We start from the raw sequence: 25,237 nt of genomic DNA, 5'->3' as shown, positions 1-25,237 counted from the left end.
ATTTTTTACATGATCGTATCGAAAGAAAGTATCGACAAATGGACAGACTAATCCTCTGCTAGTTTTCATCATTTTTGTTCACTATTTGTGATGGATGAAATAAATAAGAGAATTAGAACTTCATTGGTCAAAGTACCTTCCTTTCATAATATTACTTTTATTGTATGCGCATACAAATGAATTTGTCAAACTTATTTCTGTGTGCTATTTTTGAATTTATTATTATACAATTGTGCTTTTGCCAGTGCCTCAGCATCGTTCTTGATTTCATCTAGTCCATTCGCATCCCCAATAATATACCCTTCAAATGATGAACCAACAAAATCAAAGATATATTGAAACTGGGCGATAAGCGGCAATGCTTTCAGTTTTGGACTGTCTCCGCCAACGATGACAACGTACATTTTTTTGCCTTTCATTTTTTCTTTGAAATGAAGAGATTTATTACGCAAGCTTTGTGACCAGCGATCAACGAAGTTCTTCATGTGGCCGCTCATTCCGTACCAGTATAGCGGTGTAGCGAAGATAATCGTGTCGTGCTCTAGCATGCGTTTGGTTAACTGCTCGTAGTCATCATTTACAGGTTGAAATCCTTCTACATCATGGCGCTGATCTATGATTGGGTGGACGATATGATCACGCAAGTAAATTTGTTCTGTTTCAATCCCATCAATCACCATATGTGTTAAAGCTTCCGTATTTCCGTTTTGTCTTGAACTGCCATGTATAACAAACATGTAATCATCCCTTTTCTTTTACGTGTTTTAGGAGTGAAACGTGTTTTTGTAAATTCGTTTGAATGTTGGAAAGTAATGTGATTTGCTTCGTTACCTCATCAAGTTTGTCTTCGTAAAGTGCAAGGATACTACTACACGGATTTTCGTAGAGATGTGGCTCGATTTCAAGGCAACGTAGCATTCGTTCTGTTTCTTCTAAATTTAAGCCGATTTGCAAGTACATTTGAATCAGCTCTACTTTTTCGATTGCACTTTCATCAAAATCACGGTAGCCATTTGCTAGGCGTTTCGAAGGGAGTAATCCCTTTTCTTCATAATGTCTTAGTGCCCTTTCGCTAACCCCAGTTTCTTTTGATAACTCTCCAATTCGCAATGCGTTTCACTCCTTTTACATGTATTGTAAACCTTCACACTAATGTGAAGGTCAACTCTGTTTTTTCGCAAAAGAATCTACGTGTTTTAAAAAGACTTGAATAGCTTTAGACGGGATAAAATATTTGCCGCGCACGATGGAGAATGGACGGATTAGCTCTTCGTTCGGAACAGGGATGTGGAATAGTTCTTTTGCTAATAGTTCTTTTCGAACAGTCCAATCTGAAAGGATGGCGATGCCAAGACCGGCTGCAACGGCTTCCTTCACGCTTTGAATACTGCTAAATGTAAAGAAGCGTTTCATTTTTAAATGATGTTGGTGTATAAATCGATCGCTATAGGCACGTGTGCCAGAGCCGCTCTCCCTTAATACCCAGACTTGGTCTTGCAATGCATTTTCGTTAATCCCCTTGATATGGAGCAATGGGTGGTTTGGCGGGACGACGAGTTTCATTTCATCTTGCATAAAAGTTTCAACATCTACGTCAGCGTATACGACTTGGCCTTCCACTAAGCCGATATCAATTTGATTAGAGCGGAGGCTTTGCAAAACTTCTTCCGTATTGGAGATAAATGTATGAACTTCGACGTGTGCATTTTCATTGGCAAAGCGCGCAAGTATTTTTGGAAGTAAGTATTCGCCAATTGTAAAGCTAGCGCCGATGCGAAGTGTTCCTGTTACGACGTTATGCAGCGCATTAATTTCCTGTTTTGCATCTTCATAAAGTGAGAGCATCTGCTTTGCGTGTATGTATAATATGTTTCCAGCTTCCGTAACTTGGACGTGCTTTGGGGAGCGCTGAATAAGTGTAGTCCCAAATTCATTTTCCAGGTTGCGAATGTGCATACTAACGCCAGGTTGTGAAAGGTTTAATAGTTCCGCAGCACGCGAAAAATGTTTTTGTTCAACGACAGTAACAAAGATCTTTAAAATGTCGACGTTCATTTGTTAGGCCCCTTTATTTTTGCTTTTATTTTATCATAAGTATTTCTGATGATAGGTATTCAATATTGATATTAAACTTATTATTAAAACTCTCTTATAATGTAACTAGAAAGAACATGCATGTTCCAATACGATTATTGGGGTGGTACAAAGTGGAACAAACACTTGTTATACAAAAGAAGAAGGGCTTTGGATTTTCGCAAGGTATTGGGATTACGTTATTAATCGCAATCGCCGCGAAATATTTAGCAGAGCTTCCATTTTTAAATATTATGGGACAATTAGTAATCGCTATTCTAATCGGGATGGTTTGGCGCGCGGCAATCGGGATTCCTCAAGAAGCGATAGCGGGAACGAACTTTGCGAGTAAGAAGTTGCTACGCTTTGGGATCATCTTACTCGGAATGAGGTTAAATCTTGTAGATATTGCGAAGGCGGGGCCGAAAGTATTGGTCATCGCAGCGGTTGTTATTACATTTACAATTTTCGTTGTATATGGACTAACGAAAGTATTTAAAGTAGAACAGAAACTTGGAATTTTAACAGCATGTGGGACGGCAATTTGCGGAGCTGCAGCGGTCGTGGCAATTGCACCGCAAGTGAAAGCGAAAGATGAAGAAACAGCAGTCGGGGCAGCAATTATTGCAATTTTAGGTACAATATTTACACTTATTTATACGCTATTATACCCAGTGCTTGGCTTCTCACCCTACGGTTACGGGGTGTTCTCAGGGGCGACGCTGCACGAAATCGCTCACGTTATCGCGGCTGCAGCGCCAGGAGGTAGCACGGCTGTAGACATCGCGGTTATTGTGAAGTTAACGCGCGTAGCGATGCTTGTGCCAGTAGCGATTTTAATTGGATTATGGTTTGGTAAGAGCGAGGACAGCAAGGAAAAAAGATCGTGGCGCGACCTTCCGATTCCTTGGTTCATCTTCGGATTTTTAGCAATGAGTGCGGTGCATTCGATTGGGATTATCCCAGAAGTTGTTGCCGGATATATTGTAGTAATTGCGTACATGCTTATTGCAATGGCAATGGCAGGGCTCGGTTTAAATGTAGAGTTTAAAACGTTCCGCAAATTAGGAAGCAGAGCATTTGTGGCAGGGTTGATTGGCTCGGTTTGCTTATCTGTTCTTGGGTATGTTCTTGTGTATGCGTTAGGATTTATGTAGCAAAAAAAGAGGCATCTTATAGATGTCTCTTTTTTTTACCTTTTTTTGTAAAGATATCTTTACTTGGATTTGGAAAATATTTATAATTAAAGTAAAGATATCTTTACTTTCGAAGGTGGAGCCTATGGGTGTGAAAAATAAAATTAAAGAATTGCGAAAACAACATCATATAACGCAAATTGAAATGGCAAAGGCGATGCAAGTGACGCGGCAGACAATAGTGGCGATTGAGAACCACCACTATAACCCAAGTCTAGAGTTATCCCTAAAAATCGCCAAATATTTTGGAATGAAGGTAGAGGAAATATTTACGCTGGAGTAAGGGGAGAGAAAATGAACGATACTAAAAAGTTGTATATCGCTACGGTCTTAGGATTATGTGGAGGGGGACGTTTTAGTTCGGATTATGGACCCATCCATACCGATGTTATCGCTTATAGTTAGTAACATTTTAGCAATTGTATTTCTGATATTGTATACGAATTACAAAAAGCGGAAGTACAAAAAAGAAGAACTTCCAGATATAGATGAGCGGGTAAATGAAAATATAAAAAAGTATGTAAATGTCTCATTTATATTCGCATTTCTTTTGCTTATTGTTTATATTGTTGCAAGCAAAGCGATAGGGCGAATTACTATACCGATTCCAGAAATATTCATTGTATGTAGTTTCTTATTTGCTGGTAGTCTCATCATAGGAGTAATGGCGGGAAAACGAGCATAACGATAGGAGGAATGAAAATGCAAGATGAGTTTGAGAGATTTCAGTCGGATAAAGCGTTTAAATATTTAGGGTTGTTTTTAACAATGAGTTTAGCGGTATGGAGTTTGTATAATTTAATTGTTTATGGAAATGCGGGCATGCCGTTTGTTTTATTTGTATTAGGACAGTTTGTTTATTTCTTTGTGAACTATTGGCCGAAATGGAAATATAGAAATCAAAAAGAGGCTGATCATGTATGAGTAAGCAAGATATTATACGGTTCATAGGAAGTTTGTTTTTAGCGGGTCTTGTTTTAAATGTGAGTTTAATGATTTTAAGTATTTCGTGGGGAACGATCTTCATATCGAATGTAGCACTAGTCATTTTATATGGCATTTCGGAATATAGAGAACAGAAGCGTTTGAAAGAAGAGAGAGTACCGTCAATTGATGAGCGAGTTGTGAACAATATGAAGTCATATTTTACGATTTGTATTACAAGCTGCGTTTTTTTGTTCATTATGTATCTTTGTGTAAATAAGTATTTAGATAGGCAAGTAGTACATGTAAATGAGTTATTATATATTGCTATTTTTGGTTTATTAATAAGTATGGCATCGACGAGTGTGTTAGCAACAAGGAATAGATAGAAAAAGGGGAACTGGGATGGGATTACCGGTATTATGTGTCGCTACGGCTATTTTTGCTTTGTTTTGGGGAATACAAAACTTCTCTCGTAATCCAGTGCCAAGTGTATGTATTATGATTGGTGCTGTAGGTTTATCATACTATTTATTAATTTTAGCGCATTATCATAAAACAGCAACAAGTGTTGTTGTAGGGGCAATTATTTTATTTTGTGGTCGTGCTATACAAAAGGGGTTATTTCCATAAAAGCTGTTTATACAAAAGGTATAAACAGCTTTTTGTATTTTTTTTACAAACTACTTGAAAGTTACGTTACGTCATCTTTTATAATGAAGGAGAAGAGGTGATGGAGTTGATTTCAATTCAAGAACTAACGAGGGAAACAGGGGTTACAGTAAGGACGTTACGTTATTATGATCAAATTGATTTATTAAAGCCGAGTGGGAAAACTGATGGAGGACATCGGTTATATAGCGAGAGAGATGTTGTTCGTTTGCAGCAAATTTTATTTTTAAAAGAAATGGGTTTTTCATTAAAAGAGATTACGAATATGTTAATAACGGATGAGCTCAATTTAAAAGTATCGCTTGAAAAGCAACTTAGATTTGTACAGGAAGAACAGAAAAAATTTAATCGAATGGAACGTATTTTACAGGCAGTTGTTTATTCAGTAGATGTGGAGGGAGAACTGGATTGGAAAGTTATGTTTGAACTCATTCAGCTTTCGAAACAGTCTCCGCGAATACGTGAGATGTTTCAAAATGAAGTTTTTTCTAAGGGAGAACAAAAGTTGCTTCATAATTTGCCGAACATGAGTGAAGAAGATCCGAATGTTTTAGAATGGGTAAATTTATTGAAGCAACTACGTAACTTTATGAAAGACGGTAAGGAAGCATCATGTGATGAAGTACAAGGCGCAACAAAGAAATTAATGCAGAAGTGTTTAGAGATGGCAAATGGTGATGAAGCATTTTTAGATAAATTGTGGGAAGTAAGAAAGTCAAAAGAAGATTCACAGAAAATGAGTATGTATCCAATTGAAGAAGAGCTTCTATTATATATGGATGAGGCTTTTCGTATATATGACGAAAGGGAGAGGGATAAATGAGTATACTTGCAGAATATCGTTGGTATTTTTTAATTGGGGCAGAGATTGTATTTTGGTTATCAGCTATCGGATTCTTTTTACTAAGGTATGGATTTCGCTTGAAAAAGGCAAGTTTTATTATGGGGATTGTGCTACTTGTAAATGAAGTGTTTATTTTAACTTTAGGAGTAGTGGACTACTATCAAACAGGGAAGTTCTCTAATTTTCAAATCATTACGGTAATCATTTTATTATATGCAGTTTTTTATGGGAAAAAGGATTTGAAGAAATTAGATATATATGTACAAAAATTAGTTGCGAAGTGGCGGAATGAACCGGCGCCTATTATCGAAGAACCACTTGAAGTAACAGGGATGGCGCATGCGAAGCAGGAAATAAAAAATTGGGTTTTACATCTTATTTTGTTTATTGCGGTTCATATATTCTTTTTCTTCATGTATGGGCTTATTCCAGTAGAACAGTGGGGGAATTGGTTAGAGTCAGGAATCGTTTTAAATAAAACAGCAAGCCGTGTAAGCCAAGTATGGGCTATTATTCTTTTAGTGGATACTGCGATTTCATTTTCATATGTTATTTTTCCGAAGAAGGAGAAAGGAAACAAGAAGCTACTTTCATAGAGGAAAGTAGCTTTTTTCTATTATACCAATAGTTTGTATAGGAGAGGATAACAATAGGGAAAAGAACAGGTTTTATATGCTTATTTCTCTTTAGTTTAGTAGCATGTTCACAACCTAACAGTGCAATTGATAAGAAGAATGATGTCGTTGCAAAGGGGGCAGAAATTTCTAATCTAGATAAATTCGAGAAGTTCGTTTGGAATGTGGAACAAGGAGAAGTTGATAAAATAAGAATTGTACAGTATACACATGAAGGTGACCCGATTTTTCAAACGTTAGAGCATAGTGAGAAAGATATACTTTATGTGTTAGATAATAGAGAAGATCAATTTGCTGGTGACCATAAAGGGTTACATAAAGATAGTTGTAAAAGGATTGTTAAAGAGCAACGTGAATCAGAAACGGCATATAGGTTAATAGATTGTACGAATGAAAATGGGCGCAATGGATATGACTTATTATATGTACTTGAAAAATAGAGTTAGTAGAGGAAGGAAGTATTTATTCCTTCCTTTTTCTATATATAACTTGTCGAAAACTTTACCGAATATCTGTTCGTTTTTTTAGGTTTTTTATGGGCATTCGTGGTAAAATAATAATACAGATTTTTATGAGGAGGTCGGTTTTTAGTTGGAACATCCATTTGAAATTATCTCAGAGTATTCCCCGCAAGGTGATCAGCCGGGAGCGATAGAGAAGCTTGTAGAGGGAATTAATAGTGGAAAGAAAAAGCAAGTGTTGCTTGGAGCGACAGGAACGGGTAAGACATTTACGATTTCAAATGTCATTAAAGAAGTGCAGAAACCAACACTTGTAATGGCTCATAATAAAACGTTAGCAGGACAGTTATATAGTGAGCTGAAAGATTTCTTTCCTAACAATTCTGTGGAGTATTTTGTTAGTTATTACGATTATTATCAGCCGGAAGCGTACGTACCACATACGGATACGTTTATTGAAAAAGATGCGCAAATTAACGATGAAATTGATAAATTACGCCACTCGGCAACGTCTTCTTTATTTGAAAGAGATGATGTTATTATCGTTGCGAGTGTTTCGTGCATATACGGTTTAGGTTCTCCGGAAGAATACCGCGAGTTAGTTGTTTCGCTTCGAGTTGGTATGGAAAAGGACCGCAATCAATTGCTTCGTGAACTTGTTGATGTACAGTATGGACGTAATGATATTGATTTTAAGCGTGGTACATTCCGTGTGCGCGGAGATGTAGTTGAAATCTTCCCCGCATCACTTGATGAGCACTGTATTCGAATTGAATTTTTTGGGGATGAAATAGATCGTATTCGAGAAGTAAATGCATTAACGGGTGAAGTATTAGCAGAACGTGATCATGTAGCAATCTTCCCGGCATCTCACTTCGTTACACGTGAAGAAAAGCTGAAGGTCGCTATTGAAAATATTGAAAAAGAATTAGAAGAGCGTTTAAAAGAATTAAATGATAACGGTAAGTTGTTAGAGGCGCAGCGCATAGAACAGCGAACGCGTTATGATTTAGAAATGATGCGCGAGATGGGCTTTTGTTCAGGGATTGAAAACTATTCCCGTCATTTAACACTTCGTCCAGCAGGCTCAACGCCGTATACGCTTTTAGATTATTTTCCAGAGGATTTCTTAATCGTTATGGATGAGTCGCACGTATCGGTTCCGCAAGTAAGAGCGATGTATAACGGGGACCAAGCACGTAAGCAAGTGCTTGTTGATCATGGATTCCGTCTGCCATCAGCTTTAGATAATAGACCGCTCACGTTTGATGAGTTTGAAGAGAAAACGAATCAAGTTATTTACGTTTCGGCAACGCCAGGACCGTACGAGTTAGAGCAGTCACCGAAAGCAATAGAACAAATTATTCGTCCAACAGGGCTTTTAGATCCACCAATTGATATACGACCAATTGAAGGACAAATAGATGATTTATTAGGAGAAATCCATGACCGGATTGCGAAAAATGAACGTGTATTAATTACGACTTTAACGAAGAAAATGTCAGAGGATTTAACGGACTATTTAAAAGATGTAGGAATTAAAGTGAATTATCTTCACTCTGAAATTAAAACATTAGAGCGTATTGAAATTATCCGTGATCTTCGCCTTGGTAAGTTTGATGTACTTGTCGGTATTAACTTATTACGAGAAGGATTAGATATTCCAGAAGTATCACTTGTAGCTATTTTAGATGCTGATAAGGAAGGGTTCCTACGTTCAGAGCGTTCATTAATTCAAACAATTGGTCGTGCGGCGCGTAATGCAAACGGCCGCGTTATTATGTACGCAGATCGCATAACGAGATCGATGGGAATTGCAATTGAAGAAACACAGCGTCGTCGTAGTATACAAGAAGCTTACAATGAAAAGCATGGTATTACGCCGAAAACGATTCAAAAAGGAGTACGTGACGTTATTCGTGCGACAACAGCAGCTGAGGATACGGAAATATATGAAGCAACACCAGCTAAGAAGATGACGAAAAAAGAACGTGAAAATACAATTGCGAAGATGGAAGCAGAGATGAAAGAAGCAGCAAAGGCATTAGATTTCGAGCGTGCAGCTGAATTAAGAGATTTACTATTAGAATTAAAAGCGGAAGGGTGAAAAGAGTGAGTAAAGATTTTATTGTTGTAAAAGGTGCTAGAGCGCATAATTTAAAAAATATTGACGTAACCATTCCGAGAAATCAGCTTGTTGTTGTGACGGGATTGTCTGGTTCGGGGAAATCATCGTTAGCATTCGATACGATTTATGCAGAAGGGCAGCGTAGATACGTGGAATCTTTATCTGCGTATGCGCGCCAGTTTTTAGGGCAAATGGATAAGCCGGATGTTGATATGATTGAAGGTTTATCTCCAGCGATTTCAATTGATCAAAAAACGACGAGTCGTAATCCTCGTTCAACGGTTGGAACGGTAACGGAGATTTATGATTATTTACGTTTATTATTTGCACGAATTGGTACGCCGATTTGTCCGAATCATGGAATTGAAATTACATCACAAACAGTGGAACAGATGGTAGACCGTGTTCTTGAATATCCTGAACGTACGAAGTTGCAAGTGCTAGCGCCTATCGTGTCAGGGCGTAAAGGTGCGCATGCGAAAGTATTAGAAGATATTAAGAAGCAAGGTTATGTTCGTGTGCGCGTTGATGGAGAGATGCTGGATGTATCGGAAGAGATTACTTTAGAAAAAAATAAGAAGCATTCAATTGAAGTTGTTATTGACCGTATTGTTGTGAAAGAAGGAATTGCAAGCCGACTTGCAGATTCACTAGAAAGTGCTTTAAAGCTTGGCGGGGGCCGAGTTTTAATCGATGTAATGGGAGAGGAAGAACTTCTATTTAGTGAACATCATGCTTGTCCACATTGTGGTTTTTCAATCGGAGAATTAGAGCCGCGTATGTTCTCGTTTAATAGTCCGTTCGGCGCGTGTCCTTCTTGTGATGGACTTGGATCGAAGTTAGAGGTAGATTTAGAACTTGTTATTCCGAACTGGGATGTATCATTAAATGAACATGCGATTGCTCCTTGGGAACCGACAAGTTCACAATATTACCCGCAATTATTAAAATCCGTGTGTAATCATTACGGCATCGATATGGATATGCCGGTGAAAGATATACCGAAGGATTTATTTGATAAAGTGCTGTACGGAAGCGGGGAAGAGAAGCTTTATTTCCGCTATGTGAATGAATTTGGTCAAGTAAAGGAAAATGAGATTTTATTTGAAGGTGTTATTCCGAATATTGAGCGTCGTTATCGTGAGACGAGTTCTGATTATATTCGTGAGCAAATGGAGAAATATATGGCAGAGCAAGCTTGTCCGAAGTGTAAAGGTGGACGCTTAAAGCCTGAGAGTTTAGCTGTTTTCGTTGGTGATAAAACGATTGCCGATGTAACGAAATATTCTGTTCAAGAAGTACAGGAGTTCTTCTCAACTGTTGAGTTAACGGAGAAACAACAAAAAATTGCTCATTTAATTTTAAGAGAAATTCAGGAACGTGTCGGGTTCTTAGTGAACGTCGGTTTAGATTATTTAACGTTAAGTCGTGCCGCAGGAACTTTATCAGGTGGTGAGGCGCAGCGTATTCGTTTAGCGACACAAATTGGTTCTCGCCTTACTGGCGTACTTTACATTCTTGATGAGCCTTCTATCGGTTTGCATCAGCGTGATAATGATCGTCTTATTCGTACATTGCAGGAAATGCGTGATTTAGGAAATACGTTAATTGTTGTTGAGCATGATGAAGATACAATGATGGCTGCTGATTATTTACTTGATATCGGACCTGGTGCAGGTATTCATGGTGGTCAAGTTGTATCAGCAGGTACACCAGCTGAAGTTATGCAAGACGAGAATTCATTAACTGGGAAATATTTAAGCGGTAAAGAGTTTATTCCGGTACCACTTGAAAGACGTAAAGGTGACGGACGTAAAGTGGAGATTGTCGGTGCGAAAGAAAATAACTTAAAGAATGCGAAAATGTCATTCCCCCTAGGAACATTTGTAGCAGTAACAGGCGTATCTGGCTCTGGAAAAAGTACGATAATTAATGAAGTACTATACAAATCATTAGCTCAAAAGCTATATAAAGCGAAAGCAAAGCCAGGGGCTCATAAAGAAATTAAAGGTCTTGAGCAGTTAGATAAAGTTATTGATATTGATCAATCACCAATCGGGCGTACACCACGTTCAAATCCGGCGACATACACTGGCGTATTTGATGATATTCGTGATGTATTTGCGCACACGAATGAAGCGAAAGTACGTGGGTATCAAAAAGGACGTTTCAGCTTTAACGTAAAAGGCGGCCGTTGTGAAGCGTGCCGCGGTGATGGAATTATTAAAATCGAAATGCATTTCTTACCAGACGTGTATGTTCCATGTGAAGTTTGTCACGGTAAACGTTACAACCGTGAAACGTTAGAAGTGAAATATAAAGATAAGAATATTTCTGAAGTGTTAGGGATGACAATTGAAGATGGGGTAGAGTTCTTTGCTAATATCCCGAAAATTAAGCGTAAACTTCAAACGCTTGTAGATGTAGGGCTTGGTTATATGAAATTAGGACAACCAGCTACGACGTTATCAGGTGGTGAGGCGCAGCGTGTGAAATTAGCTTCTGAATTACATCGTCGTTCTACAGGGCGTACGTTATACATTTTAGATGAGCCAACGACTGGCTTACATGCACATGATATTGCACGCCTTCTAGAAGTGTTGCAACGTCTTGTTGAGAGTGGTGAGACGGTACTTGTAATTGAGCATAATTTAGATGTTATTAAAACAGCTGATTATATTATTGACCTTGGACCAGAAGGCGGAGACAAAGGCGGACAAATTGTTGCTTCGGGAACGCCAGAGCAAGTGGTGAAAGAAGAGCGCTCTTATACAGGTAAGTATTTAAAAGAGATTTTAGATCGTGATAAAGCAAGAATGAAAGAGAAAATAAAAGAAGTAGAGTTATCACAATAAGTTGTTAATAAAAACCGAGTGGGAATTGCACTCGGTTTTTATTTCACTAAGGGAAACTGGTAAGAATGTTAGTAGGTATACAAGTATAAAGAATAGAATAAATTGGTATAAGTGTTTGCATGTTACTTGCGTTTATTATCTATTAGCGTATGATGAAATATATATATTAAAAGGATGTGTAAGGAAATGAGATGGATTGTATCACTTCTTGTAAATAGCGTTGTGTTAATCGCTGTATCCGGACTTTTAAAAGGGGTTGCACCAGACGCATTTTACATAGCAAATATACAAACTGCAATTATTGCGAGTATTATATTGGCGATTTTAAACGTATTTGTAAAGCCGCTTTTAATTTTAATTACGCTACCGATTACTCTTGTAACTTTCGGTTTCTTCTTAATTGTTATTAATGCGATTACGTTAAAGATGACGGATTCGTTATTAGGGGACGCCTTTAATATATCTGGATTTGGTGTAGCGATTGTTGCGGCAATTTGTATTTCTATTTTTAATATGATAATTGAAAAAGTAATTGTTGAACCATTACATGAAAAAAAGAGAAAATGACAAAAAGAAAAACATTTCATGATTCATATGAAATGTTTTTTTCTATTTATTAGAAACCGAGTTTCTTGTTTCCAGAAAAAAATGGTACAATATCCGATAGAATGGAATTTTACATCAAATGAGACTGAACCCGCAGCGGAGTGGAGGTTTATACATATGCCGAAAGTAAGGACAAAAGATTTAATTGAACAATTTCAATTGGAGTTAGTAAGTGGTGAAGAAGGGATTCATCGTCCGATTGATACGAGTGATTTATCGCGACCTGGAATTGAAATGGCAGGATTTTTTACATATTATCCAGCTGATCGCGTGCAGCTTCTTGGGAAAACGGAGCTTACGTTCTTTGATACGTTAACGACAGAGCAAAAGCAAGAGAGAATGAAAGCGCTTTGTACTGAGGAGACGCCTTGTATTATTGTAACTCGTAATCAAGATGTACCGGATGAGTTATTACAAGCATCACGTGAATCAGGCGTGCCTTTATTACGTTCTGCTCAAACGACGACGAGATTATCAAGTCGTTTAACAAACTATTTAGAAGGTAAGTTAGCGCCAACAACAGCTGTTCATGGTGTGCTAGTAGATATTTATGGTGTTGGTGTTTTAATTACAGGTCAAAGTGGTGTCGGGAAAAGTGAGACAGCGCTTGAACTTGTAAAGCGTGGTCACCGCCTTGTTGCGGATGATAGCGTAGAAATTCGTCAAGAAGATGAAGATACATTAGTAGGGAGCTCACCTGATTTAATTGAGCACTTATTAGAAATTCGTGGTCTAGGTATCATTAACGTAATGACGTTATTCGGTGCAGGGGCAGTACGAAATTATAAACGTATTACACTTGTTATTAATCTTGAAATTTGGGATCAAAAGAAAAATTATGATCGCTTAGGTCTTGATGAAGAGAAGATGAAGATTATTGATACAGAACTTACGAAGATTACACTTCCAGTTCGTCCTGGTCGAAACTTGGCTGTTATTATTGAAGTAGCAGCGATGAACTTCAGATTAAAACGTATGGGAGTCAATGCGGCACAACAGTTCTCTGAACGATTAATGAGTGCGATTGAGTTAGGAAATCAAGAGTAGACTCTGGAGAGGGAGGTCATATATATGCTGTTAGGTTCTGTACCACAGCTTGACCGTATTGCAGTCCAACTTGGGCCGTTCCCTGTTTATTGGTATGGGGTTATTATCGGTACAGGTGTGCTATTAGGTCTTTGGCTAGCAACTCGCGAGGGAGAAAGGCTTGGTATTCACAAAGATACATTTATCGACCTTGTATTAATCGCAGTACCAATTGCCATTCTTTTTGCGAGAATGTATTATGTCATTTTTGAATGGGAATATTATTCGCAAAATCCGAGTCAAATTATTAATATTCGTCAAGGTGGTTTGGCGATTCATGGTGGTTTAATCGGGGCTGTTATTACAGGAATCCTTTTTGCGAAACGACGCGGGCTTTCATTCTGGAAGTTAGCGGATATTGCTGCGCCGAGTATTTTACTAGGACAAGCAATTGGCCGATGGGGAAACTTTATGAACCAAGAGGCGCATGGTGATGAAGTAACGAGACAGTTTTTAGAAGGTCTTCATTTACCAGATTTCATTATTAATCAAATGTACATTGATGGTGTGTATTATCACCCAACGTTTTTATATGAATCATTATGGAACTTTGCAGGTGTTATTTTACTACTCGCGTTACGAAAAGTGAATTTACGCCGTGGTGAATTATTCTTCACATATTTAATTTGGTATTCAGTGGGACGCTTCTTCGTAGAAGGTTTGCGTACAGATAGTTTAATGTTAGGACCACTTCGTATTGCACAAGTAATGTCTATTGGAATTGTTGTTATTTCTATCATTTTCATTATTGTGAGACGAAAAATGGGGCAAGCTGATAAAAGATATTTAGAAAATTAGAGAAAAGTAGCATCTTATAGAAGATGCTGCTTCTTTCATATTCAGGTAATGAAAGGATTAAGGACGATGAAAATAAATACAGTGTTATTTGATTTAGATGGAACGTTAATTAATACAAATGAACTTATTATCTCTTCTTTTTTACATACGTTAAATCACTATTATTCTAATCAGTATAAGCGTGAAGATGTATTGCCATTTATCGGTCCATCTTTGCATGATACTTTTAGTAAAATTGATGCAAGTAAGGTTGAAGAGATGATTACATGTTATCGTCAATTTAATCATGAGCATCATGATGAATTAGTGGAAGAGTATGAAACTGTATATGAAACGGTTCAAGAATTGAAGAAGCAAGGTTATAAGATCGGCATCGTTACAACGAAAGCGAGACAGACGGTTGAAATGGGATTAAAGCTTTCGAAACTTGATCAGTTTTTTGATGTTGTCGTGACGATTGATGATGTGGAACATGTGAAACCACATCCAGAACCACTTCAAAAAGCATTGAAATTATTAGATGCAAAGCCAGAAGAAACATTGATGGTTGGTGATAATCATCATGATATCGTCGGTGGACAAAATGCAGGTACGAAAACAGTAGCGGTTTCATGGACATTGAAAGGTAGAGCGTATTTAGAAGCGTATAAACCAGATTATGTGCTAGATAAAATGAGTGATTTACTACCGATTTTGTCCCGCATTAACGGGTAGTAAGATTCCTGCCGGTTAAAGTGTCACTTTTATATAAGTAGAGGAGAGAGTTCAGTGCGACGGACAACGCGCTATCCTGTTTCAGGAGAAAATTCATTGTGGAATGTGTATAAAACAGTTTCTTTTTGGAAGGTAATGAAAAATTTTATTATCATCCAAATCGCACGTTACACGCCATTTTTATCCGTAAAGAATTGGTTATATCGCACGTTTTTACGGATGGAAGTAGGAAAGAAAACGTCGTTTGCACTTATGGTAATGCCAGATATTATGTTTCCAGAAAAGATTACTGTGGGAGAAAATTCAATTATCGGCTATAATACAACGCTTTTAGCGCATGAATATTTAATTCGTGAGTATCGACTTGGAGAAATCGTCATAGGGAATGAAGTTATGATTGGAGCGAATACGACAATTTTACCAGGTGTGACAATTGGAGATGGAGCTATCGTTTCTGCAGGCACACTTGTCCATAAAGATGTACCAGGCGGCGCTTTCGTAGGCGGAAATCCGATGCGTATTATTTATACGAAAGAGGAAATGGCCACTAGAGAAGGTTGATGTTAAAAATGTAACATTTCCCTTCTCTTTTTATGAATAAAAAGGAAATAATTGATTATAATATACTGTTTTGTTTTTTACGGAATCGTTTATACTTATAGATAGAAGAATGTGTGAACGAAGAAAACAAAAAACTGGAGGATATATGGGGAAAAATCAAAGAATATATAAGGAGAACGGACAAGTTATCTCTTTTAATCAGTTAGCGGACTTCTTTTATAAAAAAGGGATGAGGGCTTATAAAGGGCAAAAATTGCAAGATGCAATTAAATATTTTCGAAGAGCAGCACAAAGCGAGAAGGAGCCGTTTATTTTATGCCAACTAGCAATAGCATTATCTGAATCTGGTGAATATCAAGAGTCGAATCAGATATTTCTAAAGCTTGTTAGATCCAATCCTGAACTTGAGCAATGCTATTATTTTATTTCAAATAATTATGCATATATGGGCTTGTTTCAACAGGCGAAGAAGTATGCAGAGCGATATTTAGAAGTTGCGGAAGAGAAGGAATTTGTAGAAGATACATTAGAATTGCTTGAGATTATGGAAGAAGATGCAATGGGTGCGGAAGAGATTGAGGATGAAGATGAGCTAATTGTTATGCAAGAAGAAGCGAACCGCTACATTCGTAACGGACAATTAGAAGAGGCGATTGCTACACTAGAAGTTGTTACGAAAGAATATCCAGAATTTTGGTCAGGACATAATAATTTAGCGATTGCACATTTTCAATCAGGTAATGTAGATCAAGCGCTTAAGTTAACAGAAATGATTTTAGAGAAAAATCCTGGTAATATGCATGCGCTTTGTAATACTCTTATTTTTCTATATTCAATTGGAGAGCATAAGCAAGTAGAGTCATTAGCGGGGCAGTTAGTATCGGTATATCCAATTTCATTTGAGCATCGTTTGAAACTTGGAACAACGCTTGCAACAATTGGTCATTTTGAACCTGCATATAAATGGTTCAAAGTATTAAAGCGTCAAGGGTACGAAGGAGACGTCAGTTTTTATTACTGGTTTGCATACTCTGCGTATATGGTGAAGGAACAGCAAGTAGCTGAAAAAATGTGGCAACATGTTGTAGAATTGCATCCTGATAAAAAAGGAAAAGAACCGTGGAATGCACTGAATTTAGCAGATGAAGGACAAAATCTTTTATTTGAAGAGTTACGAAAATCATTTCAGCAAAGTACGACGCTAGAAGAGAAAATGCTAGCTTTATATTTAATGAATGAATTGTCAACACCAGAGAAGGTTGGATTCTTCTTTGATGTAACGCAAGCGAAAAATGGTGTTCCAATCGTATCGCAACTTGCAAAATATTTCTTTTTACTTAATAGTCATAAAAGCATCCCAGCTGATTTACAGCAATTTGAACAGTGCGTACGAATCGCGGATGCATTATACAATTATACGAAAAAAGATGATGAATTAATCGAAGAGTGTTTAAATTTTTGGTTTTGCACGTTCATACGTTTATATACATCTGGAGCGACTTTTACAAATGTGTACGGTTGGTCAGCGGCAATTGAATACATTGTGCGCGGCGAACAAAGAAATAAGATGACACAGGCAGAGCTTGGTGATGTATATAATGTATCTGTAGCGACTGTACGAAAGTATGTGCAGGCTGTTAAGCGCACGCACACGTAGGGTAGGCAAATCATTGGGAAAAAAATGATGCTAACAGTATAATGAGGGTAACTTAATGTGTATGAATGAATGGGAGTGAATAGTGTGTCAGAAGAAAAAATTTATGATGTCATTATTATTGGTGCAGGACCAGCTGGTATGACAGCTGCGGTATATACATCTCGTGCGAATTTAAGCACACTGATGCTTGAGCGTGGTATTCCAGGTGGACAAATGGCAAATACAGAAGATGTAGAGAACTATCCAGGTTATGAGTCTATTTTAGGACCAGACTTATCAAATAAAATGTTTGAGCATGCGAAGAAATTTGGTGCTGAATATGCATACGGTGATGTAAAAGCAATCATCGATGGTAAAGAGTACAAAACAATTATTGCTGGTAAAAAAGAATATAAAGCACGTGCAATTATCGTTGCAAGCGGTGCAGAGTATAAAAAAATTGGCGTGCCAGGTGAAACAGAACTTGGTGGCCGCGGTGTATCGTATTGTGCAGTATGTGATGGTGCATTCTTTAAAGGGAAAGAACTTGTTGTTATTGGCGGCGGAGATTCTGCTGTTGAAGAGGGTGTGTTCTTAACACGCTTCGCATCAAAAGTAACGATCGTTCACCGTCGTGACACTCTTCGTGCACAGAAAATTTTACAAGATCGTGCTTTCCAAAATGAGAAAGTAGATTTCATTTGGAATCACACTATAAAAGAAATTAACGACGCAAATGGTAAAGTAGGAAGCGTAACACTTGTAGATGTAAACAGCGGAGAAGAACAAGAAGTTAAAACTGACGGCGTTTTCATATACATCGGTATGTTACCACTATCAAAACCGTTTGTTGAGCTAGGTATTACAAATGAAAATGGTTATGTTGAAACGAACGAGCGTATGGAAACGAAAGTTCCTGGTATTTTCGCAGCTGGTGATGTTCGTGAAAAAATGCTTCGTCAAATTGTAACTGCAACAGGTGATGGTAGTATTGCAGCGCAGAGTGCACAGCATTATATAGAAGAGTTAGTAGAAGAATTAAAAACTGTAACAGAAAAATAAGGGGTAATATACCTTTTGAGAAGAAAGCTACCGATAGGAGCTTTCTTTTTTTTGTGAAAATGTCAAAGTTTTGTCAAAAACAATTAGGATTATAAGATTTCTTATTGATATACTGGACTTTACGGAAAAAATCACTATAAGAAATGAGGAATTTATTCAGTATGGAATGGCGTAATATATATCGTGGATTTTGTATGGGCGTTAGTGATTTAATTCCTGGTGTGAGCGGCGGAACAATCGCTGTTGTGTTAGGGATTTATGAACAATTGCTCGCAGCAATTAGCGGATTCTTTAGTCGTGAATGGAAAAAACATTTAGCGTTTTTAATCCCACTTGCAGCTGGTGTAGCGGCGGCTTTTCTAACGTTAAGTCACGTTATTAAATATTTATTAGCAAATCATTATGAACCGACTCAATTTTTCTTCCTCGGTTTAATTATTAGTATATTACCGATGTTAATGAGAGAAGCTGATGCAAAGGCAACGTTTAAAGGTAGTCATATTGCCTTATTAATAATTGCAGCAATTCTTGTTGCAATAACAGCATTCTTTAAACCAGATAAGGCAGCGGATCCAATTACGACGTTAACAATTTTAAATGCAATTGGTTTATTTTTCGCAGGATGGATGGCTAGTATGGCTATGCTTCTTCCTGGAATTAGTGGATCGTTTATTTTATTAATTATTGGTGTGTATCCAACAGCAATTAACGCTTTAACTACACTCAATTTACCGTTAATCGTGGTTATCGGTGCCGGCGTGATGGCCGGATTTGTTGTAAGTAGTAAAGGAATTAGTTATTTGTTAGATCGTTATAAAAGTATGACATTTGCGGCAATTATTGGGCTCGTTATCGGGTCGATTGTCATTGTGTTCCCTGGCATTCCGACTGGTGGCATTTCAATTGTAAGTTCAATTATTACTTTTATTTTAGGATTTGCGGTTGTTACTTATTTCGGTAAGAAATAAGTGTTTTAATCCCCTTAACGATAAAAATCGTTAAGGGGATTTTTATGTGCTATTCATAGGAAGTAAGGTATTTTGATTGCTTGTTATAGAAAGAATTTTTACAATTGCTTAGCGAAAGGGGACTGGCACCTTCGTTGTAGCAAACTGTTTTTGATAGTATAATGAAATGAGTATGCAGTGAGAAATTTTGCTGCAAGTAGCTGAGGTGAAGAAACATGCAAAGAGTGACAAACTGTGTGTTAATTAGAGATAGTGAAGTACTCTTACTCCAAAAACCTCGCCGAAATTGGTGGGTTGCACCGGGCGGGAAAATGGAGCGTGGTGAGACAGTAAGAGATTCCGTTGTTCGCGAGTATCGTGAAGAAACAGGTATTTATTTAAAGAATCCAGCATTAAAAGGGGTCTTCACTTTTGTCATCCAAGAAGGTGATAAAGTTGTTTCTGAATGGATGATGTTCTCCTTTTTAGCAACAGATTTTGCAGGAGAAAACAAATTAGAGAGCGAAGAAGGCATCATTGGTTGGCATACATTTGATAAAATTGATGATTTAGCAATGGCACCAGGAGATTATCACATTATTGATTATTTAATTAAAGGGAATGGTATAATCTACGGTACATTTGTATATACCCCAGATTTTGAGTTGCTTTCATATCGATTAGATCCGAGTTAAACCTGCAAGGAGAGGATACGATGACAGAGAATAATGATATAAAAATGGTAATTATTACAGGGATGTCTGGAGCTGGAAAGACGGTAGCGTTACAAAGTTTCGAAGATTTAGGATATTTTTGTGTAGATAATTTACCACCGATGTTATTGCCGAAGTTTATTGAACTTATGGCAGATTCAAAAGGTAAAATGAATAAAGTGGCACTCGGTATTGATTTACGTGGCCGAGAGTTTTTTGAATATTTATGGGGAGCGCTTGATGATTTATCAGAACGTACATGGATTATTCCTCATATTTTATTTTTAGATGCGAAAGATAGCACACTTGTAACTCGTTATAAAGAAACGAGACGTTCGCATCCACTTGCGCCAACTGGCTTGCCGTTAAAGGGAATTGAAGCTGAGCGTGGTTTATTAACTGATATGAAGGCAAGAGCGAATATTGTGCTTGATACATCTGATTTGAAACCGAAAGAATTACGAGAAAAAATTGTTCACTTATTCTCAACAGAAACTGAGCAAGCATTTCGTGTAAATGTTATGTCATTTGGATTTAAGTACGGAATTCCAATTGATGCTGATTTAGTATTTGATGTTCGTTTTTTACCAAATCCATATTATATTCCACATATGAAGCCATTAACAGGACTGGATGAAGAAGTTTCGTCGTATGTGTTGAAATTTAATGAAACACATAAGTTTTTAGAGAAATTGACGGATCTTATCACTTTCATGCTGCCTCATTATAAAAGAGAAGGTAAGAGTCAACTTGTAATTGCGATTGGATGTACAGGTGGGCAACATCGTTCTGTTACGCTTACAGAGTACCTTGGGAAACATTTGAAACCAGAGTATAGCGTTCATGTATCTCATCGTGATGTGGAGAAGAGAAAGGGCCATTAAGGGATGAAAAAAGAGAGAAAACCTAAAATTGTTATCATGGGAGGTGGAACTGGACTTTCTGTTTTATTAAGGGGATTAAAACAATATCCTGTTGATATTACAGCAGTTGTAACAGTAGCCGACGATGGAGGCAGTTCAGGTAGACTACGTGATGAGCTAGAAATTCCACCTCCAGGTGATATTCGTAACGTACTTGTTGCGTTATCGGATGTAGAACCATTAGTGGAGGCTTTATTTCAGCACCGTTTTACAACTGGAGACGGACTGAAAGGGCATGCGTTAGGAAATTTACTATTGGCAGGTATGACTTCGATTACAGGAGACTTTTACCACGCGATTACGGAAACGAGTAAAGTATTAAATGTCAGAGGACGTGTATTACCAGCAGCGAATCAAAGTGCGGTACTTCATGCAGAATTAGAAGATGGAGAAATTGTAACAGGTGAATCAAAGATTCCTCATTTCGGGAAGAAGATTAATCGTGTCTTTTTAACTCCAGAAGATGTAGAACCGTTATGTGAAACGTTGACGGAAATTAAAAGAGCTGATTTGCTTGTTTTCGGTCCAGGAAGTCTGTACACAAGTATATTACCGAATTTAGTTGTTAACAAAATTGGAGACGCTGTTCTTGCTGCAAAAGCGAAGAAGGTATATGTATGTAATGTTATGACGCAAGCGGGCGAAACGAAGGGTTATACTGCGTTTGATCATGTGCAGGCGTTACATGATCATTTAGGTAAACCATTTATCGACACTGCGATTGTAAATAATCGTGATATTCCTCGTGAATTACGTAAGTTATATGAGGAAGAGATGTCGGAACCAGTGGCACTGGATACAAATCGTTTTGCTGAACATAATATCGAAATCATCCAAGATCGATTAGCGAAATATGATGATCGTGTTGTAAGACATGATACATTAAAGTTAGCTTCTATTTTATATTCATTGTTATAAATGTGCGTTGCCTCATTTGAGGTAACGCTCCTCATTCATATAGGACAAGATTTTTGTTCCAAAGTAATAGTATAAGGAGGTGTTGACTGTGTCATTTGCATCAGAAACAAAGAAAGAGTTGACCAACCTTGAAATGAAGGAATGCTGCGAGAAATCAGAATTATCGGCGTTGCTTCGAATGAACGGATCGCTTTCTTTTTCAAACCGTCGCCTATCTATCGATATTCAAACGGAAAATGCAGCAATTGCAAGAAGGATTTATACGCTTTTGAAAAAAGGATATGATGTGACGGTAGAATTACTTGTTCGTAAAAAAATGCGATTGAAGAAAAATAATGTATATATCGTGCGGCTTGTTGAGAAGTCTCGCGAAATATTAGCAGATCTTCACATTGTTCGAGATGACTTTTCGTTTATTCGAAATATATCGCAGGAATTAATCGAGAAGAAATGTTGTAAACGATCGTATTTACGCGGTGCATTTTTAGCAGGTGGTTCAGTAAATAACCCAGAAACATCATCTTATCATTTAGAGATCTTTTCGTTATATAAGGAACATAATGATTCTATATGTGAACTGATGAACGGATTTGATTTAAATAGTAAGACGTTGGAAAGAAGAAAAGGGTACATTACGTATTTGAAAGAAGCTGAAAAAATTACAGAGTTTTTAAATATTATAGGTGCTCATAATGCACTTTTAAGATTTGAAGATATTCGAATTGTTCGCGATATGCGTAATTCAGTAAATCGTTTAGTTAACTGCGAAACAGCTAATTTAAATAAAACAATTGGTGCAGCGCTAAGGCAAATTGAGAACATCCGCTATATTGATGAGACGGTGGGGCTTGATATTTTGCCAGATAAATTAAGAGAAATTGCACAGTTACGAAGAGATTATCAAGATGTAACATTGAAAGAATTAGGTGAGATGGTATCCGGGGGGAAAATTAGTAAATCGGGTATTAATCATCGTTTGCGTAAAATCGATGAAATTGCAGAGAAATTACGCGCGGGGGAAACAGTAGCAAAAAAATAAAAGGTTAAAGGGGAAATGGAGCTGTGGTTCAAAAACTGGTTAAAGTGGCATTAAAAAACGGCTTACAAGCACGTCCGGCTGCGTTGTTTGTACAAGAGGCAAATCGCTTTCATGCGGATATCTTCATCGAGAAAGATGGAAAGACAGTGAATGCAAAGAGCATAATGGGGATTATGAGCTTAGCAATCGGAACTGGTAGCATGATTACAATCACAACAGAAGGTTCAGATGCAGAAGAGGCTTTGGAAGCATTAACTGCATATGTACAATAAAGGGTTATCGCGAATGTGCGATAGCTTTTTTTATTTTTCTGTTTGTGGGGTGCGTGGTTGGTGTGGTAACGAATGATTGGTGGGTATATAGCTGGTTCGCGCTTGTCGGAAATTGTCGGTAAGTCGATAAGTTGTGGTCGATAAAATTGAAAAATCACCGATATATTGGATTAGATACTAGATAGGGTATGTGATACCCTTGTACATAATAAAAAAAGCGCCCTGTAGTAGGGCGCTTCCGCTTTTAAGTATTAACGATTTGTAAAGATCTTATCGATTAAGCCGTATTCTAGAGCTCTTTCTGCTGTCATGAAGTTGTCGCGGTCTGTGTCGCGTTGTAGAACTTCAAGTGGTTGACCTGTGCGGTCAGCAAGAATTTGGTTTAATTTTTCACGTAAGAATAGGATACGTTTTGCAGCGATTTCGATTTCAGTCGCTTGACCTTGTGCACCGCCAAGTGGTTGGTGAATCATTACTTCACTGTTAGGAAGAGCGAAACGTTTTCCTTTTTCACCTGCTGCAAGTAAGAATGCACCCATAGATGCAGCCATACCGATACAGATTGTTGATACTTGTGGTTTAATAAACTGCATTGTATCGTAAATTGCCATACCAGCTGTGATAGAACCACCAGGGCTGTTGATGTAAATGTGAATATCTTTTTCTGGATCTTGAGATTCCAAGAATAAAAGCTGGGAAACGATTGAGTTTGCTACATTGTCATCAATTGCGCTACCAAGCATAATGATGCGATCCTTTAATAGTCGAGAGTAAATATCGTAAGCGCGTTCTCCACGATTTGTTTGTTCAATTACTGTAGGAATTAAATTCATCTGTTATTTCCTCCTTTAAAAGCTTTCTTAGTCTTATAATACAATTATGGTCAATGAAGGTCAAACGAAACCACTTTAAATCAAAAAATATGTAGTTGTATCATGATTTATTCGCTATGTTTTTAAAATTCCCTGCTTATGTATCTTCAACATCATAACCGAATTACATAAATTTAAACGTGATTAATGGTGTGGAAAAGGCAAAAGAACGCCTTTTGTATAGAAGCGTTCTTTCATTTTTTATTCTTTTAACAGATAGGTTACTTTATTTAAGATTTTCTCGATTTGTTTTGCGTTTTTACTATACATATCACTCGCTGATTTTGATTTCGTTTCTAAAGAGAATAATTCAAGATCAGCATTGCATTTCTTTAAGGATGCTAATAATAAAGGCTTGTTTTGAGGAGAAGGCATTTGGAGTTTATCATTATAGATGTCGATAGTAAGTTGTCCGTATGAATCAACTTGACCAAGAAAGACATTTTCAATGACAACACCGAGTTTTTCTAGCTCAGAATGTAACCAAGCGCGATTATGTCCGCTAGCAGAAAGAGGTTCATCTAGTACATTTCCATCCATAATAACAGTTTGCGGTTCTTTTTCGTTTGGCACTTTTAGGCTGATATCTTTTGCTGTAAGTGGTTGGCGATCTTTCTTTAATAATACATTTAATTCACCGCTCGGTTCTAGTACAGCAAATTCAACATCAGCTACGCTGAACGCATTTTTTCCTCTGAGAAGCTCAAGTAATTCATCACTTGTATACTTTTCTTTCTTTAAATTATCTTCAAGTATTTTGCCGTCTTTTATTAATACGGTAGATTTTCCTTCAAAAAAATCTCGAGCTGTTTTGTTCTTTAAAGAGAGGATTCCAGTGAAAAAAGGTACCACAGCGAAAATGAGTATCGCAAAGACGCCGTGGAAAAATTTTGAATCAAGCCCTGTAGATACTTGGGCAGCGATGTCACCGATTGTCATTCCGGCTATGTATTCAAAAAAGGAGAGCTGAGAGATTTGTCTTTTTCCTAACCATTTCGTAATAGCGAATAAAATAATTAATATGAATACAGAGCGAAGAATGACAAGTGTCCATTCCGGCAGGTGAGACATAGTCATTTCCTCCAGTCTACTTAAAACCCTTTATATTGAGGTTCTTCACGTTCTAATACTGAAACTCTATTCTGTAAATCGGTGATGATGCTGTCCATTTCTAACATACATTCATGAAATACACGTTTTGATTCCGCGTCCTGTGAATTTAGTGAAAGGGAGCTTAAACTTGCTTGAGCGCCCCTTACACTGGCAAGGCAGGTTTTAACGCTAGCGATAACTGTCATACGA

The 25,237-nt window shown here is 37.5% G+C and carries 29 protein-coding genes and 1 pseudogene; 24 read left to right on the top strand and 6 right to left on the bottom strand.

Going from position 1 to position 25,237, the window contains the following annotated elements:
• Nucleotides 1–191 precede the first annotated feature (191 nt).
• From NSQ69_RS25545 to NSQ69_RS25535, 3 genes are read right to left on the bottom strand one after another with little or no spacing between them, the layout of a single operon-like run.
• Complete coding sequence (locus NSQ69_RS25545; RefSeq protein ID WP_002016115.1) at nt 192–737, bottom strand: flavodoxin family protein; 546 nt, start codon at nt 735–737, stop codon at nt 192–194.
• A 4-nt stretch (nt 738–741) separates the two neighbouring features.
• Nucleotides 742–1,110 (bottom strand): MerR family transcriptional regulator, encoded by a 369-nt coding sequence (locus NSQ69_RS25540; RefSeq protein WP_078206526.1) that lies wholly within the window; start codon nt 1,108–1,110, stop codon nt 742–744.
• Nucleotides 1,111–1,161: 51 nt separating this feature from the next.
• Entirely contained in the window at nt 1,162–2,055 is an 894-nt protein-coding gene (locus NSQ69_RS25535) for a LysR family transcriptional regulator (protein WP_002034705.1), read from the bottom strand.
• 152 nt (nt 2,056–2,207) lie between these two features.
• On the opposite strand from NSQ69_RS25535, the gene NSQ69_RS25530 reads away from it, so the two are divergent.
• The 24 genes and pseudogenes from NSQ69_RS25530 (at nt 2,208) to NSQ69_RS25415 (ending at nt 23,063) form a co-directional block, all read left to right on the top strand.
• On the top strand, nt 2,208–3,230 hold the full coding sequence (locus tag NSQ69_RS25530) for a YeiH family protein (RefSeq protein ID WP_002167391.1): 1,023 nt from the start codon (nt 2,208–2,210) through the stop codon (nt 3,228–3,230).
• A 124-nt stretch (nt 3,231–3,354) separates the two neighbouring features.
• Nucleotides 3,355–3,552, top strand: a complete 198-nt coding sequence (locus tag NSQ69_RS25525) for a helix-turn-helix transcriptional regulator (protein WP_002016109.1) — start codon at nt 3,355–3,357, stop codon at nt 3,550–3,552.
• Between the two features lie 11 nt (nt 3,553–3,563).
• Nucleotides 3,564–3,954, top strand: a pseudogene (locus NSQ69_RS25520) (hypothetical protein).
• A gap of 17 nt (nt 3,955–3,971) precedes the next feature.
• Complete coding sequence (locus NSQ69_RS25515; protein WP_002089582.1) at nt 3,972–4,193, top strand: hypothetical protein; 222 nt, start codon at nt 3,972–3,974, stop codon at nt 4,191–4,193.
• Entirely contained in the window at nt 4,190–4,582 is a 393-nt protein-coding gene (locus NSQ69_RS25510; RefSeq protein WP_002129904.1) for a hypothetical protein, read from the top strand. Before NSQ69_RS25515 ends, NSQ69_RS25510 begins: the two co-directional genes overlap by 4 nt.
• 16 nt (nt 4,583–4,598) lie before the next feature.
• On the top strand, nt 4,599–4,826 hold the full coding sequence (locus tag NSQ69_RS25505; RefSeq protein ID WP_002034710.1) for a hypothetical protein: 228 nt from the start codon (nt 4,599–4,601) through the stop codon (nt 4,824–4,826).
• A gap of 100 nt (nt 4,827–4,926) precedes the next feature.
• Nucleotides 4,927–5,688 carry a MerR family transcriptional regulator gene (locus NSQ69_RS25500; RefSeq protein WP_002034711.1) on the top strand — a complete coding sequence of 254 codons (762 nt, stop codon included), beginning with the start codon at nt 4,927–4,929 and terminating at the stop codon, nt 5,686–5,688.
• Nucleotides 5,685–6,305 (top strand): hypothetical protein, encoded by a 621-nt coding sequence (locus NSQ69_RS25495; RefSeq protein ID WP_078421832.1) that lies wholly within the window; start codon nt 5,685–5,687, stop codon nt 6,303–6,305. Before NSQ69_RS25500 ends, NSQ69_RS25495 begins: the two co-directional genes overlap by 4 nt.
• A gap of 47 nt (nt 6,306–6,352) precedes the next feature.
• Entirely contained in the window at nt 6,353–6,784 is a 432-nt protein-coding gene (locus tag NSQ69_RS25490; protein WP_078203623.1) for a DUF4362 domain-containing protein, read from the top strand.
• 151 nt (nt 6,785–6,935) lie between these two features.
• Nucleotides 6,936–8,912, top strand: coding sequence for an excinuclease ABC subunit B (uvrB, locus tag NSQ69_RS25485; protein ID WP_002016097.1), 1,977 nt, complete (start codon nt 6,936–6,938; stop codon nt 8,910–8,912).
• 5 nt (nt 8,913–8,917) lie between these two features.
• Nucleotides 8,918–11,788 (top strand): excinuclease ABC subunit UvrA, encoded by a 2,871-nt coding sequence (gene uvrA / locus NSQ69_RS25480; RefSeq protein ID WP_002016096.1) that lies wholly within the window; start codon nt 8,918–8,920, stop codon nt 11,786–11,788.
• A gap of 186 nt (nt 11,789–11,974) precedes the next feature.
• Nucleotides 11,975–12,355, top strand: a complete 381-nt coding sequence (locus NSQ69_RS25475) for a phage holin family protein (RefSeq protein ID WP_002089574.1) — start codon at nt 11,975–11,977, stop codon at nt 12,353–12,355.
• Between the two features lie 156 nt (nt 12,356–12,511).
• A complete protein-coding gene (gene hprK / locus NSQ69_RS25470; RefSeq protein ID WP_002016091.1) occupies nt 12,512–13,441 on the top strand; it encodes an HPr(Ser) kinase/phosphatase in 930 nt (309 codons plus the stop codon).
• A 24-nt stretch (nt 13,442–13,465) separates the two neighbouring features.
• Complete coding sequence (lgt, locus tag NSQ69_RS25465; protein WP_002034719.1) at nt 13,466–14,278, top strand: prolipoprotein diacylglyceryl transferase; 813 nt, start codon at nt 13,466–13,468, stop codon at nt 14,276–14,278.
• Between the two features lie 66 nt (nt 14,279–14,344).
• Nucleotides 14,345–14,992, top strand: coding sequence for a pyrophosphatase PpaX (ppaX, locus tag NSQ69_RS25460; RefSeq protein ID WP_002089567.1), 648 nt, complete (start codon nt 14,345–14,347; stop codon nt 14,990–14,992).
• A 54-nt stretch (nt 14,993–15,046) separates the two neighbouring features.
• Nucleotides 15,047–15,553, top strand: coding sequence for an acyltransferase (locus NSQ69_RS25455; RefSeq protein WP_002129892.1), 507 nt, complete (start codon nt 15,047–15,049; stop codon nt 15,551–15,553).
• 145 nt (nt 15,554–15,698) lie between these two features.
• A complete protein-coding gene (locus NSQ69_RS25450) occupies nt 15,699–17,210 on the top strand; it encodes a tetratricopeptide repeat protein (RefSeq protein WP_002129890.1) in 1,512 nt (503 codons plus the stop codon).
• Nucleotides 17,211–17,294: 84 nt separating this feature from the next.
• Entirely contained in the window at nt 17,295–18,251 is a 957-nt protein-coding gene (gene trxB / locus NSQ69_RS25445) for a thioredoxin-disulfide reductase (RefSeq protein WP_002089563.1), read from the top strand.
• 161 nt (nt 18,252–18,412) lie between these two features.
• Nucleotides 18,413–19,219: a DUF368 domain-containing protein gene (locus NSQ69_RS25440; protein WP_002016085.1), complete on the top strand. Its 807-nt coding sequence runs from the start codon at nt 18,413–18,415 to the stop codon at nt 19,217–19,219.
• Between the two features lie 215 nt (nt 19,220–19,434).
• On the top strand, nt 19,435–19,893 hold the full coding sequence (locus NSQ69_RS25435) for an NUDIX hydrolase (RefSeq protein ID WP_088044948.1): 459 nt from the start codon (nt 19,435–19,437) through the stop codon (nt 19,891–19,893).
• A gap of 20 nt (nt 19,894–19,913) precedes the next feature.
• Nucleotides 19,914–20,795, top strand: a complete 882-nt coding sequence (gene rapZ / locus NSQ69_RS25430; RefSeq protein WP_002016084.1) for an RNase adapter RapZ — start codon at nt 19,914–19,916, stop codon at nt 20,793–20,795.
• A 3-nt stretch (nt 20,796–20,798) separates the two neighbouring features.
• On the top strand, nt 20,799–21,752 hold the full coding sequence (locus tag NSQ69_RS25425) for a gluconeogenesis factor YvcK family protein (RefSeq protein ID WP_002016083.1): 954 nt from the start codon (nt 20,799–20,801) through the stop codon (nt 21,750–21,752).
• A gap of 88 nt (nt 21,753–21,840) precedes the next feature.
• Nucleotides 21,841–22,791, top strand: a complete 951-nt coding sequence (gene whiA, locus NSQ69_RS25420) for a DNA-binding protein WhiA (RefSeq protein WP_002016082.1) — start codon at nt 21,841–21,843, stop codon at nt 22,789–22,791.
• Between the two features lie 23 nt (nt 22,792–22,814).
• Entirely contained in the window at nt 22,815–23,063 is a 249-nt protein-coding gene (locus NSQ69_RS25415; protein WP_002016081.1) for an HPr family phosphocarrier protein, read from the top strand.
• A gap of 251 nt (nt 23,064–23,314) precedes the next feature.
• Here NSQ69_RS25415 and clpP read toward each other — a convergent pair whose 3' ends face one another.
• The 3 genes from clpP to NSQ69_RS25400 form a co-directional block, all read right to left on the bottom strand.
• Nucleotides 23,315–23,896 (bottom strand): ATP-dependent Clp endopeptidase proteolytic subunit ClpP, encoded by a 582-nt coding sequence (gene clpP / locus NSQ69_RS25410; RefSeq protein ID WP_001049156.1) that lies wholly within the window; start codon nt 23,894–23,896, stop codon nt 23,315–23,317.
• Nucleotides 23,897–24,136: 240 nt separating this feature from the next.
• Entirely contained in the window at nt 24,137–25,006 is an 870-nt protein-coding gene (locus NSQ69_RS25405) for a DUF421 domain-containing protein (RefSeq protein WP_002016080.1), read from the bottom strand.
• Between the two features lie 20 nt (nt 25,007–25,026).
• Complete coding sequence (locus tag NSQ69_RS25400) at nt 25,027–25,233, bottom strand: DUF1657 domain-containing protein (protein WP_002034728.1); 207 nt, start codon at nt 25,231–25,233, stop codon at nt 25,027–25,029.
• Between the last annotated feature and the right edge of the window lie 4 nt (nt 25,234–25,237).

Source organism: Bacillus sp. FSL R10-2201 (assembly GCF_038008665.1).
GTDB lineage: Bacteria > Bacillota > Bacilli > Bacillales > Bacillaceae_G > Bacillus_A > Bacillus_A mycoides.
Note: the sequence above shows the minus strand (reverse complement) of the source record. Positions and strands in the feature narration are given on the sequence as shown.

Excerpts from the sequence above, each read along its gene's own strand:
- NSQ69_RS25515 (WP_002089582.1), top strand. The coding sequence starts at position 3,972 with ATGCAAGATGAGTTTGAGAGATTTCAGTCGGATAAAGCGTTTAAATAT.
- NSQ69_RS25440 (WP_002016085.1), top strand. The coding sequence starts at position 18,413 with ATGGAATGGCGTAATATATATCGTGGATTTTGTATGGGCGTTAGTGAT.
- lgt (WP_002034719.1), top strand. The coding sequence starts at position 13,466 with ATGCTGTTAGGTTCTGTACCACAGCTTGACCGTATTGCAGTCCAACTT.
- NSQ69_RS25405 (WP_002016080.1), bottom strand. The coding sequence starts at position 25,006 with ATGTCTCACCTGCCGGAATGGACACTTGTCATTCTTCGCTCTGTATTC.
- NSQ69_RS25510 (WP_002129904.1), top strand. The coding sequence starts at position 4,190 with ATGAGTAAGCAAGATATTATACGGTTCATAGGAAGTTTGTTTTTAGCG.
- ppaX (WP_002089567.1), top strand. The coding sequence starts at position 14,345 with ATGAAAATAAATACAGTGTTATTTGATTTAGATGGAACGTTAATTAAT.
- clpP (WP_001049156.1), bottom strand. The coding sequence starts at position 23,896 with ATGAATTTAATTCCTACAGTAATTGAACAAACAAATCGTGGAGAACGC.
- rapZ (WP_002016084.1), top strand. The coding sequence starts at position 19,914 with ATGACAGAGAATAATGATATAAAAATGGTAATTATTACAGGGATGTCT.
- NSQ69_RS25500 (WP_002034711.1), top strand. The coding sequence starts at position 4,927 with ATGGAGTTGATTTCAATTCAAGAACTAACGAGGGAAACAGGGGTTACA.
- NSQ69_RS25495 (WP_078421832.1), top strand. The coding sequence starts at position 5,685 with ATGAGTATACTTGCAGAATATCGTTGGTATTTTTTAATTGGGGCAGAG.
- NSQ69_RS25545 (WP_002016115.1), bottom strand. The coding sequence starts at position 737 with ATGTTTGTTATACATGGCAGTTCAAGACAAAACGGAAATACGGAAGCT.
- NSQ69_RS25400 (WP_002034728.1), bottom strand. The coding sequence starts at position 25,233 with ATGACAGTTATCGCTAGCGTTAAAACCTGCCTTGCCAGTGTAAGGGGC.
- NSQ69_RS25475 (WP_002089574.1), top strand. The coding sequence starts at position 11,975 with ATGAGATGGATTGTATCACTTCTTGTAAATAGCGTTGTGTTAATCGCT.
- NSQ69_RS25435 (WP_088044948.1), top strand. The coding sequence starts at position 19,435 with ATGCAAAGAGTGACAAACTGTGTGTTAATTAGAGATAGTGAAGTACTC.
- NSQ69_RS25505 (WP_002034710.1), top strand. The coding sequence starts at position 4,599 with ATGGGATTACCGGTATTATGTGTCGCTACGGCTATTTTTGCTTTGTTT.
- NSQ69_RS25525 (WP_002016109.1), top strand. The coding sequence starts at position 3,355 with ATGGGTGTGAAAAATAAAATTAAAGAATTGCGAAAACAACATCATATA.
- NSQ69_RS25535 (WP_002034705.1), bottom strand. The coding sequence starts at position 2,055 with ATGAACGTCGACATTTTAAAGATCTTTGTTACTGTCGTTGAACAAAAA.
- NSQ69_RS25425 (WP_002016083.1), top strand. The coding sequence starts at position 20,799 with ATGAAAAAAGAGAGAAAACCTAAAATTGTTATCATGGGAGGTGGAACT.
- NSQ69_RS25450 (WP_002129890.1), top strand. The coding sequence starts at position 15,699 with ATGGGGAAAAATCAAAGAATATATAAGGAGAACGGACAAGTTATCTCT.
- hprK (WP_002016091.1), top strand. The coding sequence starts at position 12,512 with ATGCCGAAAGTAAGGACAAAAGATTTAATTGAACAATTTCAATTGGAG.